The sequence below is a fragment of the Streptomyces sp. JNUCC 63 genome, assembly GCF_054366325.1.
On record NZ_CM135963.1, the window covers coordinates 1,449,566 to 1,462,828 of the forward strand.

Sequence of the window (13,263 nt, forward strand, 5' to 3'; positions counted from 1 at the left end):
CCCACCGCACGACCGCGCCACCCCCACCGGCGGAAAGTCCGCAGAAAGGCGGAAGAACCCGACGTGATGGCTGAATTCGTGAGGGACGTGATGACACCGGGCGTGGTCGCCGTCCGCCCGGACGCCTCGCTCGTCGAGGCGGCCCAGCTGATGCGCGACCAGGAGATCGGCGTCGTCGTGGTGGCCGACGGGCAGGACGTCGTCGGTGTGCTCACCGACCGCGACGTCGCGGTGCGGGCCGTGGCCGAGGGCCTGGACCCGCAGGCGGCGAGCGCGGGCGCCGTGTGCACGTCCGACCCGCTCGTCGTCGGCCCGTACGACCCCGTCTCGGCGGCCGTCGCGCTGATGCGCGCGCACGCCGTGCGCCGGCTGCCCGTCGTCGAGGAGGGCCTGCCCGTCGGCATGGTCAGCCTGGGCGACCTGGCCGAGGCGCGGGACCCCCGGTCGGCGCTCGCCGACATCAGCCGGGCCACGGCGGACGCCGGAACCATCACATGAGCGGGGGGCCGGGCCACCGAGACCCCCTCCCGTGGCGCCACCGTCGACGTCGGTGAGGTCACGACCCGCTGCTGCCCGCCGTGCGGCTGGGCGGGGCCGCGGTACACGAGGCGACCACGCTGTGGGACGTACGGACGGCCGCCGACAGCGACCGCGAGGTCAAGCCGCACCGCGAGGAGCTGCGGCGCTGCCGTCGGGCGGCCGGGACCGAGAAGAAGCGCGCCGGGGCCGGAACGGTCCGTCGGCGGGTGACGAAAGGATATGGAAACACCATGCGCATCGCATTTCTGACCGCTCCCGAGGGTGTGGAGCAGGTCGAGCTGACCGAGCCGTGGAAGGCGGCCAAGGACGCCGGTCACGAGACCGTGCTCGTGTCGACCGAGTCGGGCGAGATCCAGGCGTTCAACCACCTGGACAAGGCGGACACCTTCCCGGTGGACGCGGTCGTCGGCGAGGCCTCCCCGGACTCCTTCGACGCGCTCGTCCTGCCGGGCGGCGTGGCCAACCCGGACTTCCTGCGGATGGACGAGAAGGCCGTGGCGTTCGTACGGGGCTTCTTCGACCAGGGGCGTCCGGTGGCCGCGATCTGTCACGCGCCGTGGACGCTGGTCGAGGCGGACGTCGTGCGGGGCCGGGAGCTGACCTCGTGGCCGAGCCTGCGGACGGACATCCGCAACGCGGGAGGCACCTGGGTCGACGAGCAGGTGAAGATCTGCGACCACGGCCCGAACAAGCTGGTCACCAGCCGTAAGCCGGACGATCTGAAGGCGTTCTGCGAGACGTTCCTGGAGGTGTTCGCCGAGGAGAAGAAGGCCGGCTGACGGGAGGACGAGCCGGCCCGGCGCCGAGGCGCCCGCCGACGCGCCGCAGGAAGCGCGCCGACGGACACGACCGGTGGACCGCCCGGGACGCCGTTTCAGGTGCGGGGAGTCGTGGACTCCCCGCATCCGCGTTCCCGGGCTCCTTCGCGGGTGCGGCCCGCGGCGACCGGGCGCCGGGGATTGCGGCGCAGGTACTCGCCCTCGAGCTGCGCCATGCGCTCGTTGTGGGCCCGCAGCGCGTCGTTCGAGCCGTACAGCAGGGTGTCGTGACGCGTGCGGTGGATCGTCTCCAGCTCCTTCATCAGCTGCTGGTCGTCCAGCCGGTCCGGGTCGACTCCGGTCATGGTGTTGCCCCGCTCGTCGTGTTCGTTCATGCGGTACGGGTACCCGCCCGGCGTGCACTGCCACCGAACGGCCTCCGGGAGGGAGCCATGGATCTCGCCTTTCTGCATCCACTGTACGAACACCCGGGCCCCTGGGCCTCCGTGTACGTCGACACCTCCCGGCGTGCGGAGGACACGGCCCACGAGGTGCACCTGACGGCCCAGGCGATGGCCCGGGAGCTGTCGCAGCAGGGTGCGGACGAGGCCACCTGCCGGGCGGTGGAGGCCGCGATCGAGGATCTGCGCCACTCACCCGATCCGCACGGGCGGGCCCTGTTCGCGCGGGCCGGGAACGTCGTGCTCGATCCCATGCTGGCGCGTCCCCCGCAGGGCGGCAGCCGGGCCGCGTGGGCACCGCTGCCGCGCGTGGGGCCGATGCTGGACCTGGCGGGTGAGGACCCGGTCGCGATCGTGGCGTACGTCGACCGCAAGGGCGCGGACTTCGAGCTGCGCAGCGCGCTGGGCCGGCAGAAGGCCGGCGCGGTGGTGGGGCAGCAGTGGCCCATCCACCGCACGAGCAGCGTCGACTGGTCGGAGCGGCACTTCCAGCTGAAGGTGGAGAACACCTGGGAGCACAACGCGGCGGAGATCGCCGACGCGCTCAGTGTCTGCCAGGAGGAGACGCGGGCCGACCTGCTGGTCCTGGTCGGTGACGACCGGGAGCGGCGCGCGGTGCGCGACCGGCTGCCCAAGCGGCTGCACGACCGCGTGGAGGAGGCCGGCCACGGTGCCGGCAGCCGGCTGCTGGACGAGGACGTGGAGCAGATCCGCGCCGGGCACGTGCACCGGCGGGTCGAGGCCGAGCTGGACCGCTTCCGGGCGGCCCGGGCCGAGGACGACGAGGGCCGCTCCGGCGCCGCCGAGGGCGTGCCCGCGCTGGTCGAGGCGGCCCGCGAGCACCGCCTGGAGGAACTGCTGATCCGCCCGGACGGCGCCGAGAACCACCGCGATGTGTGGATCGGCGAGGACCCCGGCCAGCTGGCCGTACGCCGTACGGAACTGAAGATCCTCGGCGAACAGCGCTCCTGGCCGGCCCGCGCCGACGACGCCCTGCTCCGCGCGGCGGTCACCACCGACGCCACGGCCCTCTCGCTGGCCCCGGTGGCCCCGGCCGACGAGGACATACCGGCGGGCGGCCTGGGCGCGATCCTGCGCTGGAAGTGACGGCCCGCGCTACCGCGCCCGCTCCACCCGTCGCTCGTCCCACACCGGCTCCGTGGTCTCGCGGACCCGGCCGTCGCTGCCGAAGACCAGGTAGCGGTCGAAGGAGCGGGCGAACCAGCGGTCGTGGGTGACGGCGAGGACCGTGCCCTCGAACGCCTCCAGACCCTCCTGGAGAGCCTCGGCCGACTCCAGGTCGAGGTTGTCGGTGGGCTCGTCCAGGAGGAGGGCCGTGGCACCCTGCAGTTCCAGGAGCAGGATCTGGAAGCGGGCCTGCTGGCCGCCGGAGAGGCGGTCGAAGGTCTGTTCGGCCTGGCCGGTCAGCTCGTAGCGGCGCAGTCGGGACATGGCGGCGCCGCGGTCCTGGGAGTGCTCCTTCCAGAGGATGTCGAGGAGGGTGCGGCCCTCCAGCTCGGGGTGTGCGTGGGTCTGGGCGAAGTGCCCGGGCGCCACCCGCGCCCCGAGTCTGAACGTTCCGGTGTGCGCCACGTCCTGCCCGGCGAGCAGCCGCAGGAAGTGCGACTTGCCGGAGCCGTTGGAGCCGAGGACGGCGACGCGTTCGCCGTAGAAGACCTCCAGGTCGAAGGGTTTCATCAGGCCGGTCAGCTCCAGGCCCTCGCAGGTGACGGCCCGCACGCCGGTGCGGCCGCCCTTCAGGCGCATCCGGATGTCCTGTTCGCGCGGCGGCTCGGGCGGCGGGCCGGCCTCCTCGAACTTGCGCAGCCGGGTCTGCGCCGCCTGGTAGCGGGAGGCCAGCACATCGCTGCGCGCCGCGTACTGCTGCAGGTCCCGGACGAGTTTCTTCAGCTGGGCGTGCTTCTCGTCCCAGCGACGGCGCAACTCCTCGAAACGGGCGAAGCGTTCGCGCCGGGCCTCGTGGTAGGTGGCGAAGCCGCCGCCGTGCACCCAGGCGTCGGCCCCGGCCGGGCCGGGCTCGACCGATACGATCTTCTCGGCGGCGCGGGCGAGGAGTTCGCGGTCGTGGGAGACGAACAGCACCGTCTTGCGGGTCTCCTTCAGCCGTTCCTCCAACCAGCGCTTGCCGGGTACGTCGAGGTAGTTGTCCGGCTCGTCGAGCAGCAGCACCTCGTCCGTGCCGCGCAGCAGCGCCTCGAGGACCAGCCGCTTCTGCTCTCCGCCGGACAGCGTGCGCACCTGCCGCCACTGCGCCTTGTCGTACGGCACGCCGAGCGCGGCCGTGGTGCACATGTCCCACAGCGTCTCGGCCTCGTAGCCGCGCGCCTCCGCCCAGTCGGCCAGCGCCTGCGCGTACTGGAGCTGGGCGGCCTCGTCGTCCGGGGGCACCTCCCAGGCCGTTGAGGCACTGGGGGAGGCCATGATGGCGTGCTCGGCCGCGTCGACGGCGCGGGCGGCTTCCCGGATGCGCGGCGGTGCGACCGACACGAGCAGGTCCCGTACGGTCGTCTCGTCCCGCACCGACCCCACGAACTGCCGCATCACCCCCAGCCCGCCGCTGACGGCCACGGTCCCGCCGTGCGGTTTCAGCTCCCCCGAGATCAGCCGCAGCAGGGTGGTCTTCCCCGCCCCATTGGGTCCCACGAGAGCCACCGCGGCCCCCTCGCCCACCCGGAAGGACACATCGCCGAGCAGCGCCCTCCCATCAGGCAGGCAGTACTCCAGGTGCGCGGCTTCCAGATGTCCCATGGTCACGCATTCTGCGGTCGCCCCCGCGACCGCGGCAAACACTTATTCCCCGCCACCGGGGCTCGCCCGCCCCACCCCGGCCGCCCGGCCGGACGCACAGGGCCGGACTGGATGCCGTGGGGCTCGTCGCGGACGTACCGGCCGGCTGCGTATCCGGATCCGGCTACTGCTCCTCGACCGTGCGGCCCGTGGGGCCGGGTTCGCCCGCGGGGGTGACCAGGGCGCCGGCCCAGGTCAGGGCCTTCCAGCCGTCGGTGGGGGAGCCCTCCAGGGTCACCACGCCGGTGTTCTCGAGGCGGTGCTCGGCGGCGAAGGCGGCGTCGAGGTTGTGGGCGCGGCAGGCGGTCCACAGGCGGATGGCGGCGCCGTGGCTGACCATGGCGACGGTGTCGGCGCCGCTCGCGGCGGCCTCGGCGACGACGGCGTCGTAGCGGGCCAGCGCCTCGGCGCCGGTCTCGCCGCCCGGCATGCGCAGCGCCGTGTCACCGGCGGCCCAGGCCAGCACCGTACGCATGTACGCCCGTCCGCGCTCGGAGTCGCCCGGCTTCATCTCCAGGTCGCCGGCGGACAGCTCGCGGATGCCGTCGCGGACGAGGACGTCGAGCCCGCGGGCGGTGGCCAGCGGCGCGGCGGTGAGCTGGGTGCGGACGAGGGTGGAGGCGTAGAGGGCTTCGATGTCCTCCCCCGCCAGCGCCTCCGGCAGCACGGCGGCCTGCTTCTCGCCGAGTTCGGTCAGTCCCGCCCCGGGAATGTCCGTGTCCAGCAGGGAGTCCACGTTCGACGGGGTCTGGGCGTGGCGTACGAGAAGCAGGCGCATGCAAGATCCTTCACAAGAAACGGCTGCTTCAGGGTAACGGTCCCTGTATGAGCCCAGACGTCGACCTCACCGCCCCGGAATCCGGCACCCACGCCGTCCTGAAGCGCCTGCTGGCCGTGGACTGCCGGCTGTTCGAGTTCGCGGCCGAACGCCGCTGGCCCGGCGTCGGGCCCGTACTGCCGCGGCTGAGCCGCGGCGCCAACCACGGAGTGCTGTGGTTCGCGGCCGCTGCCGCCATCGCGGCGAGCCGCACTCCGCGGGCCCGCCGTGCCGCGGCCCGCGGTCTCGCCTCCCTGGGCCTGGCCTCGCTGACCATCAACACGCTCGGCAAGCGTTCGGTGCGCCGTCCCCGGCCGGTGCTGGACCCGGTGCCGGTCGTGCGGCGGCTCAGGCGGCAGCCGATCACCACCTCCTTCCCGTCCGGGCACGCCGCGTCCGCCGCCGCCTTCGCGACCGGAGTGGCCCTGGAGTCGTCGGCCTGGGGCGCGGCGGTGGCGCCGGTCGCCGCGGCGGTGGCGCTCTCCCGCGTCTACACCGGGGTGCACTTCCCCAGCGACGTACTGGCCGGCGCCGCCCTGGGCGCGGGCGCCGCGTTCGCCGTACGGGGCATCGTGCCCACCCGCGCCCAGATCGCCCCGCCGGCCCGCCCCCGCGCCGATGTCCCGGCGCTGCCCGGCGGCGAGGGCCTGGTCCTCGTCGCCAACAACGGCTCGGGCACCGCCGACCGCGCCCGGGCGCTGCGGAGCGCGCTGCCGGAGGCGGAGGTCGTCGAGTGCGGACCGGACGACCTCCCGGCCGAGTTGGAGAAGGCGGCGGGCCGCGCCCGGGTGCTCGGGGTGTGCGGCGGCGACGGCACCGTGAACGCGGCCGCCGAGGTCGCCCTGCGCCACGGCCTGCCGCTCGCGGTGCTGCCCGGTGGCACGCTCAACCACTTCGCCTACGACCTCGGCGTGGAGGACGTACGGGACCTGAGCCGGGCCCTGGAGAACGGGGACGGCGTACGCGTGGACGTGGCCCGCTTCCGGTCCGGGAACAAGCGGGGCGTCTTCCTCAACACGTTCAGCCTGGGCGTGTATCCGGAGCTGGTGCGCGAGCGGGAGCTGTGGACGGACCGGATCGGCAGCTGGCCCGCCGGGATGCTGGCGGCCCTGAAGGTGCTGCGCGCGGACCGCCATCCGCTGCAGGCCGAGTTCCAGGGCCGGCCCCACCCGCTGTGGCTGCTGTTCGCCGGCAACGGCACCTACCACCGCATGGGCCTCGCTCCGGGCCGCCGGCTCGACCTGGCCGACGGGATGCTCGACGTCCGGGTGGTGCACGGGGGCCGCAAGCCGGCCCTGCGCCTGCTGTCCGCCGCCCTCGCGGGCCCGCTCACCCGCTCCCCCGCCCACGCGGCGGTACAGGTCGGCCGCCTCCATCTGACCGGAGTCGCGCCGGGCACCCTCCTCGCCTACGACGGCGAGGTGATGGAGGTGGAGGACGAGGTGTGGCTGGAGAAGCTGCCGGAGGCGCTGACCGTGTACCGGCCGCTGCCCGGAAGCTGATCCTCCGTCAGTCCACATGGCAAAACGCAGATCTCATCATTCGACACGTGCGCGTACCGTGATCCCTGCCGCCCCACGGGGTCGGACGACGAGAAGGGGTACAGCCATGCCGAAGCAGCGGGAGACGGCCGTCTACACGCACGGGCACCACGAGTCCGTGCTGCGCTCGCACACCTGGCGCACCGCCGCCAACTCCGCGGCCTACCTGCTCGGCTCGCTCAAGCCCCGTATGAAGATCCTGGACATCGGCTGCGGCCCTGGCACCATCACCGCCGACCTGGCGGAACTGGTCCCCGACGGGCACGTCACCGGCGTCGACCGGGCGCCGGGCATTCTGGAGCGGGCCCGGGCCACGGCCGGCGCACGCGGGCTGGCCAACATCGACTTCGCGGTGGCGGACGTGCACGCCCTGGACTGTCCGGACGACACCTTCTGCGTCGTCCACGCCCACCAGGTGCTGCAGCACGTGGGCGACCCCGTCCAGGCGCTGCGCGAGATGCGCCGGGTGACGAAACCCGGCGGGTACGTCGCCGTCCGCGACGCCGACTACGCGGCGATGACCTGGTACCCGGAGGTCCCCGGCCTGGACGACTGGCTGGACCTGTACCGGCGGGTGGCCCGCGCCAACGGCGGCGAGCCGGACGCGGGCCGCCGGCTGCGGTCCTGGGCACTGGCGGCCGGCTTCACCGACGTCACGGCCACCGCCGGCACCTGGACCTACGCCACCGACGCCGAGCGGGAGTGGTGGAGCGGACTGTGGGCCGACCGCACCCTGGCGTCGGCGTACGCCGAGCGCGCCGTCTCGGGCGGCCATGCGACCGAGGAGCAACTGCGCGCCGTGTCACGGGCGTGGCGGGAGTGGGGCGAGCGGCACGACGGCTGGTTCGCCGTCCTGCACGGAGAAATTCTGTGCCGCAAGGAAGCCTGATGCGAAGGAAGCCCGTTTCGTGAGAATTCCTGGAATTCACTTCCGGGGAAGAAGCGGCCCCAGCGGCCCGAGGTCCAGATTCAGGTCCTCGGGCCGCAGTCCGTAGCGGTCGCGCAGCTCGGCCATGCGGTCCTCCAGGAGCATGAGCGTGAGCCCGATCCGCTCCTCCTGCTCCTCGGTCAGGTCCCCCACGTCGAAGCGGCGCAGCGCCTGCCGCTCCATGAGCTGGCGCAGCAGCTCCACCACGGTGAGCACGAGTTTCACAAGATCGCGCTCCACCGTGTCGGGCTCCAGTTCCAGGTGCTTGCGCGGGCGCGAGGTCACGGTCACTGCTCCTCAAGGGCCTCGAAGGGCGACGGTACTTGTGCGTTCACCGAGCTGATCAGCGCGTTCAGGTCGATGCGGACGAGGTCCACGTCCGCGATGCGCAGGGTGACGTCCCCGGTGATGACCACGCCGCCGGCCAGCAGCCGGTCGAGGAGGTCGACCAGGGCGATCTCACGGCGTTCGACTACCGTCATGCCTCCTCCCCCGGCGCTTCCCCGGCGAAGGAGTACGCCGCCCAGGGCCCGGTGAGTTCCACGCGCAGCCCCGGGACGTCGTCCTTCGTGCGGTCCACGAGTTCCACGAATTCCTCGGAATCGCGCCGCGGGACCAGATAAGCGGCATTGAGCACATTGCGCCCCGCCGCGCCGGAAAGGGTGGGATTCTGCGGCGCGTGCAGCCGGGAATCCTCCGCGAAATCGGCGAGTTTTTCGTGCAGCCGCGTCGCGAACGTCTCCGCTTTCTGCCACATGTCCTCGCTCGCCCGCGTCTGCTGCCTGCGCTGCCGCAGATAGTCCCGGCCCGACGCGGCTTTCGGCGCGGGCTGCGCGGCCGGCTCGGGCTGCTCGGTCTCGGCGTAGATCTTCACGCCCCATTCCACACGCCCCTCCAGCCGCTCCAGGGTGGCGCGGAAGTGGTCCTCGCGGGCCTCGATCATGGAGCGTACGCCGCTGTCGTCCCGGAAGACGGTGGCGAGCCTGAGCGGCAGCACGGTGGTGACGACGGTGAGGGCGTCGATCACCCCCTGGTGGGCGCGGGCGGTGGCGGCCAGCCAGTCGAGGTCCTCCAGGTGCGCGTGCAGCGGTTCCTCGCCGAAGTCGCGCTCCGGCACCTCACTGATGACGGCGACCAGGCCGTGGTGGTGCAGGGGCTTGGCCGGGGCTCCCGCCACCCCGGTCAGCTGTGCCTGGAGGGGCGCGCCGAGGGGGCGGCAGACGGCGTAGACGTACCGGAGTCCGCTCATGGTGCCTCCTCCTTGCGGGTGCGGCCCCGTTCCAGTTCCAGTTCCTCCAGGCGCGCCAGCCGCTCGCGCAGCTCGACGTTCTCCCGGGCGAGCTCGTCGCGGCGGGCGCGGGAGGAGAGCGCCGGGTCGCTCTCCCACCAGTCGATGCCCATCTCCTTGGCCTTGTCGACCGAGGCGACGACGAGCCGGAGTTTGATGGTGAGCAGTTCGATGTCGAGCAGGTTGATGCGGATGTCGCCCGCGATGACGATTCCCTTGTCGAGGACTCGCTCAAGGATGTCGGCGAGGTTGGCGCCGCTGCTCGGGCCGTACGGTTCGGGCAGCCGGCTCGGTGTCGTCATCGACGGTTCCCGCCCTTGGCGTACTCGTCCTCTTCCTCGGGCTCTTCCTCAGGTTCTTCCTCGGGCTCTTCCTCAGGTTCTTCCTCGTACTCACCCTCGGGCTCTTCTTCCTCGGGCTCTTCTTCCTCGGGCGCCTCCTCGGGCGCCTCCTCGGGCTCCTCCTCGGGCTCCTCCTCGCCTTCCTCTTCTTCGTACTCGCCCTCCTCCTCTTCGGGCTCTTCCTCTTCGGGTTCCTCCTCTTCCGGCTCCTCCTCGGCGCCCTCGGCGGCTTCCTGCTCCTCCTCCGCGACCGCGTCCTCGTGGCTGCGGACGACCTCGCCGTCACGGATCTCGCCGCGCCAGCTGTCCTCGGCTTCTCCCTTGAGGGTGATGAAGCGGGCGAAGTTCTTCAGGTCCAGCCGGGCCCGGCGGCCCTGGGCGCGCCAGATGTTTCCGGTCTTCTCGAAGAAGCCGCTGGGGTAGTACTCCATGACCAGCAGCACCCGGGTGAGGTTGTCTCCCAGCGGGTGGAAGGAGACGACGCCCTTGGTGGTGCCCTTGGCACCCTCCGAGGTCCACTGGATGTGGTAGTCGGGCACCTGCTCGATGGTGTGCGCCTTCCAGCTGCGATTGGACCACCACACCTTCAGCTGCCAGTCGGAGGTGGTGTCGTCGGCCTTGCTCGCGGCCTTGACGCCCTTGGCGAAGGTGCTGAAGTCCTGGAACTGGGTCCACTGGTCGTAGGCGGTGCGCAGCGGTACGCCGACATCGATGGACTCGATGATGACGATGGGCTTGTTGCCCCCGCGCTTCTTGCGCTTGCTCTTGTCGCCGCCCCCGAGGTGCAGCGCGCCCATGACGTTCTCCTTGACCCGGGAGGCACCCATCTCCAGGGCGGTGCGCAGCGGCCCCTTGCCCTCCGCCAACTTACGGCCGGCGTCCAGGGCGAGCTTGCCGAATCCGGGACTCCTGCCCTCGGCGATGTCGGTCAGTTTGCCGGTGGTCTCGCCGAGCTTGCGGCCGGCACCGGCCAGCAGTCGCTCGGCCTGGGCGGCGAGGTAGTCCTTCGCCTCCGCCTTGAGCCGGTCGGCGGCCTCGCTGTGGGCGAGGCCGGTCAGCGGATTGTCCTTGGTCGCCTTGCCCGCCGCCTTGCCGACGGCGGACGTCGCGGATCCGAGGGCTTCGGTCATCGGTCACCGCCACCCTTCGGCAGCCGGGAGCGGGCAACGCGGGTCGCGTCGCCGGCCGCGGCTGTCTTCTTCGCGGCCGTCTTCCCGGTTGCGGTCTTCTTCGCCGCCGCCTTCTTGGCGGGGGCCTTCGCGGCCTTCTTGGCCGGTGCGCCCGCGGACGCCGTCTTGGCGACCTTCTTCGCGGGCGCCTTCTTCGCCGCCTCCTTCCGGGCCGGTTCGCCTCCGGGCTCCTCCTCGGACTCGCCCTCGGACTCGGGTTCCTCGCCGGCCTCGCGGCCCTCCCGGTCCTCGTACTCGTCCTCGTACTCGCCCTCGGTCTCCTTCTCTCCGCCGTTCCCTCCGTTTCCGCCAGTCTTCGGTACGACTCCGGCGAGCTGGTCGCGGACCTTCGCGGTCCGGCCGTGCAGCCGGTCGGCGAGCCCGGTCATCTGCCGCTCGACCATCGCGCCCGAGGCCGCCTTGCCCACGCCCTGCAGGTCCTGGCGCAGCTGATCCCCGATCTCCTTGAACTGGGGGTTTTTCTTCAGCTGCTGGTTGACCAGGTCCGCGAGCTGACGCGGGCCGAGGTTCATCTTCTTGCCCGCCACCATGCTGCCCACGGCGAGGGCGAGTTTGGCCTTCTTCGTGCGTCCCAGGAGGTATCCGGCCCCTAGCGCCAGGCCGAGTGCCACTCGATTCATCGTGCCGTCCCCTCACCTGTCCCCGGGCCCCCGCGCATGCCGATCTCCAGCCGGTCCAGGAGCTGGTCCTCCCGGCGGTCGAACTCCTCCTCGGTGATCTCGCCCGCCTCCAACTGCTCTTCCAGCTGGGCCAGTTCGGCCCGCACCGTGGCCGGGTCGTAGTAGATGCGCTCCGCTTCCCGAAGCACCTGCCTGATCGCCCAGGCACTGCCGCGCGCCGGAGCAAACGGCAGCAGCAGTACCTCGGAGATGAGTCCCATGGCCTTACTCCGCTCCCGCGTCGGCTCCCGCCGTGGTGCCCGCCGGCTCGGCGGGGCCGGGCTCGACGAAGCTGTACGGCGGCAACGGGCCGTTGACGCGCAGTTCGAGGTGGGAAAGGTTCTTGCGGGCCTGTTCGACGGCGGCCAGGAACTCCTCCGCCGAGTCCCGGTCCACCAGGAACGACGCGTTGACCAGCCAGCCCGTGGACTGGGGGCCCTCGCTGACCGCCGCGGCCACGCCCCGCAGGGCGCGCAGCACCTCGCCGCCGTCCCCAGCCTCGCGGGCCTGCACCGCGGCCGCGACCATCTCGCCGAGCCTGATCTTGTCGTCGAAACTCCCGCCGCCGGAGAGCCGGTTGGCCTCCGCCAGGGACCGGATCTCCGGGTTCTCGGCCATCACGCGGTGCAGCACCGCCTCCTCGACGTGGCTGCCCTTGACGTTGTACTCGACCTTGCCGTCCAGCTCCCGCAGGCGCTCCAGGTAGTGCTCGGCGCGCTCGGTGAGCACGCCCGTGACCGTGTCGTCGTCCGGTGAGACACTGCCGAACCGCATGGGCAGCACGCAGCCGGCCGCGCCGATCTCGCCGAGCACGTTCTGGTGGGCGAGCAGGTCCTTGCGCTTGGGGCGCAGCCCCTCGGGCGCGTCGCTGACGACCGCCGCCAGCTCGCCCGCCTTGAGGACGCGGACCTCGCGCGGCGGGTCGCCGACACCGCCCATGCCCTCCGGCAGCGCGGGGTGCGAGGCGGCCGTGATCCCGTAGACATACGTGCTCACTCCTGCTCCTCCTTCCTGCGCGCCGACGTGGTCTTGCGCGCCCTCGGCTGGGACTCGCTCTCGCTCGCGTGCTCCTCACGGGCCTGCTTGAAGGCGTCGGAGACGGTCTGCGCGGCGCCGGACAGCGCGCCCTTGGACTTGCCGCGCGCGCCGGACTCGGTGACCTCGCCGACGATCTCGGGCAGGCCGGGGCTCTTGCGCGGGCCGGCCTCCAGATCGAGCCGGTTGCACGCCTCGGCGAAGCGCAGATAGGTGTCCACGCTGGCGACGACCACGCGCACGTCGATCTTCAGGATCTCGATGCCGACCAGGGAGACCCTCACGAACGCGTCGATCACCAGCCCCCTGTCGAGGACGAGTTCCAGTACGTCGTAGAGGCCGCTGCTGCCACCTCCGCCGCCGGACGTCTGTGCCGGTACAACGGTCATGCCGACCGCGCCTCCTTGTCTGTGTGTAGGGATGCCTTGTCTGTGTGCGGGACTACGGCTGTACTCGCGGGCGGGCGGCCTAGCGGCCGCCGGACCGGTGTGCGTCGGCCCGCCCGCGTTCGTAGCGGCGAAGGCGCCGGTAACCGGTGAGCTGCCCCTCGGGGTCGAGTTCGACCAGGTAGCCCGCCATCAGGCTCATCGTGTCGGGCACTCGGGCGAGTTCGAGGACCTCGACCTCCAGGGACCAGCCGTCCTCCGTCTGCTCGAACGAGGTGACGGACTCGGCGGTCAGACCGGTCAGCTCGGCGAACTGGGCGCGTGCCTCGCGCAGCACCTCCATCGGCCTGGGCCGGTGCGCCGCCGTACGGTTGTCGTCTTCGGTGCGTGACTCCTGCGGTTCCTGTGGCTTTTGTGAATCCTGCGATTTCGATGTGTTGTCTGTATTCGCCATGGCCACCTCTCTTCTCCGTGTGGCCGCAGCTACGTTGGCCAAACCTTCACGGGCGCG

At 72.1% G+C, this 13,263-nt stretch carries 18 protein-coding genes; 5 read left to right on the plus strand and 13 right to left on the minus strand.

Features of this window, described 5'->3' with window-relative positions; translation table 11 throughout:
• Nucleotides 1-66 precede the first annotated feature (66 nt).
• Nucleotides 67-498, plus strand: coding sequence for a CBS domain-containing protein (locus ACX25U_RS06545; protein WP_454389575.1), 432 nt, complete (start codon nt 67-69; stop codon nt 496-498).
• A gap of 272 nt (nt 499-770) precedes the next feature.
• On the plus strand, nt 771-1,319 hold the full coding sequence (locus ACX25U_RS06550; RefSeq protein WP_454394134.1) for a type 1 glutamine amidotransferase domain-containing protein: 549 nt from the start codon (nt 771-773) through the stop codon (nt 1,317-1,319).
• A gap of 95 nt (nt 1,320-1,414) precedes the next feature.
• Here ACX25U_RS06550 and ACX25U_RS06555 read toward each other — a convergent pair whose 3' ends face one another.
• Complete coding sequence (locus ACX25U_RS06555; RefSeq protein ID WP_454389576.1) at nt 1,415-1,693, minus strand: DUF6158 family protein; 279 nt, start codon at nt 1,691-1,693, stop codon at nt 1,415-1,417.
• Nucleotides 1,694-1,750: 57 nt separating this feature from the next.
• Between ACX25U_RS06555 and ACX25U_RS06560 the strand changes: the two genes are divergently transcribed.
• Nucleotides 1,751-2,866 (plus strand): baeRF2 domain-containing protein, encoded by a 1,116-nt coding sequence (locus ACX25U_RS06560; protein ID WP_454389577.1) that lies wholly within the window; start codon nt 1,751-1,753, stop codon nt 2,864-2,866.
• Between the two features lie 9 nt (nt 2,867-2,875).
• On the opposite strand, the gene ACX25U_RS06565 is transcribed toward ACX25U_RS06560, so the two are convergent.
• On the minus strand, nt 2,876-4,528 hold the full coding sequence (locus tag ACX25U_RS06565) for an ABC-F family ATP-binding cassette domain-containing protein (RefSeq protein ID WP_454389578.1): 1,653 nt from the start codon (nt 4,526-4,528) through the stop codon (nt 2,876-2,878).
• Nucleotides 4,529-4,691: 163 nt separating this feature from the next.
• A complete protein-coding gene (locus ACX25U_RS06570) occupies nt 4,692-5,345 on the minus strand; it encodes a histidine phosphatase family protein (protein WP_454389579.1) in 654 nt (217 codons plus the stop codon).
• Nucleotides 5,346-5,392: 47 nt separating this feature from the next.
• Here ACX25U_RS06570 and ACX25U_RS06575 point away from each other — a divergent pair, with 47 nt between their 5' ends.
• A complete protein-coding gene (locus ACX25U_RS06575) occupies nt 5,393-6,886 on the plus strand; it encodes a phosphatase PAP2 family protein (protein ID WP_454389580.1) in 1,494 nt (497 codons plus the stop codon).
• A gap of 106 nt (nt 6,887-6,992) precedes the next feature.
• Nucleotides 6,993-7,814, plus strand: coding sequence for a class I SAM-dependent methyltransferase (locus tag ACX25U_RS06580; RefSeq protein WP_454389581.1), 822 nt, complete (start codon nt 6,993-6,995; stop codon nt 7,812-7,814).
• 36 nt (nt 7,815-7,850) lie between these two features.
• On the opposite strand, the gene ACX25U_RS06585 is transcribed toward ACX25U_RS06580, so the two are convergent.
• The 10 genes from ACX25U_RS06585 to ACX25U_RS06630 form a co-directional block, all read right to left on the minus strand.
• The gene (locus ACX25U_RS06585) at nt 7,851-8,138 is read right to left on the minus strand and encodes a gas vesicle protein K (protein ID WP_454389582.1); all 288 of its coding nucleotides are present in this window, start codon (nt 8,136-8,138) and stop codon (nt 7,851-7,853) included.
• Between the two features lie 2 nt (nt 8,139-8,140).
• Nucleotides 8,141-8,335: a gas vesicle protein gene (locus ACX25U_RS06590; protein ID WP_454389583.1), complete on the minus strand. Its 195-nt coding sequence runs from the start codon at nt 8,333-8,335 to the stop codon at nt 8,141-8,143.
• A complete protein-coding gene (locus ACX25U_RS06595) occupies nt 8,332-9,102 on the minus strand; it encodes a GvpL/GvpF family gas vesicle protein (RefSeq protein ID WP_454389584.1) in 771 nt (256 codons plus the stop codon). Before ACX25U_RS06595 ends, ACX25U_RS06590 begins: the two co-directional genes overlap by 4 nt.
• Entirely contained in the window at nt 9,099-9,443 is a 345-nt protein-coding gene (locus ACX25U_RS06600) for a gas vesicle protein (protein WP_454389585.1), read from the minus strand. The genes ACX25U_RS06595 and ACX25U_RS06600 overlap by 4 nt, the downstream gene beginning before the upstream one ends.
• Nucleotides 9,440-10,612, minus strand: coding sequence for an SRPBCC family protein (locus ACX25U_RS06605; RefSeq protein WP_454389586.1), 1,173 nt, complete (start codon nt 10,610-10,612; stop codon nt 9,440-9,442). Before ACX25U_RS06605 ends, ACX25U_RS06600 begins: the two co-directional genes overlap by 4 nt.
• A complete protein-coding gene (locus tag ACX25U_RS06610; RefSeq protein ID WP_454389587.1) occupies nt 10,609-11,292 on the minus strand; it encodes a DNA primase in 684 nt (227 codons plus the stop codon). Before ACX25U_RS06610 ends, ACX25U_RS06605 begins: the two co-directional genes overlap by 4 nt.
• Nucleotides 11,289-11,552, minus strand: a complete 264-nt coding sequence (locus ACX25U_RS06615) for a gas vesicle protein GvpG (protein WP_454389588.1) — start codon at nt 11,550-11,552, stop codon at nt 11,289-11,291. Before ACX25U_RS06615 ends, ACX25U_RS06610 begins: the two co-directional genes overlap by 4 nt.
• 4 nt (nt 11,553-11,556) lie before the next feature.
• Nucleotides 11,557-12,327, minus strand: coding sequence for a GvpL/GvpF family gas vesicle protein (locus ACX25U_RS06620; protein WP_454389589.1), 771 nt, complete (start codon nt 12,325-12,327; stop codon nt 11,557-11,559).
• Nucleotides 12,324-12,755 (minus strand): gas vesicle structural protein GvpA, encoded by a 432-nt coding sequence (locus ACX25U_RS06625; protein WP_454389590.1) that lies wholly within the window; start codon nt 12,753-12,755, stop codon nt 12,324-12,326. Before ACX25U_RS06625 ends, ACX25U_RS06620 begins: the two co-directional genes overlap by 4 nt.
• Nucleotides 12,756-12,834: 79 nt before the next feature.
• The gene (locus ACX25U_RS06630; protein WP_454389591.1) at nt 12,835-13,206 is read right to left on the minus strand and encodes a gas vesicle protein GvpO; all 372 of its coding nucleotides are present in this window, start codon (nt 13,204-13,206) and stop codon (nt 12,835-12,837) included.
• Between the last annotated feature and the right edge of the window lie 57 nt (nt 13,207-13,263).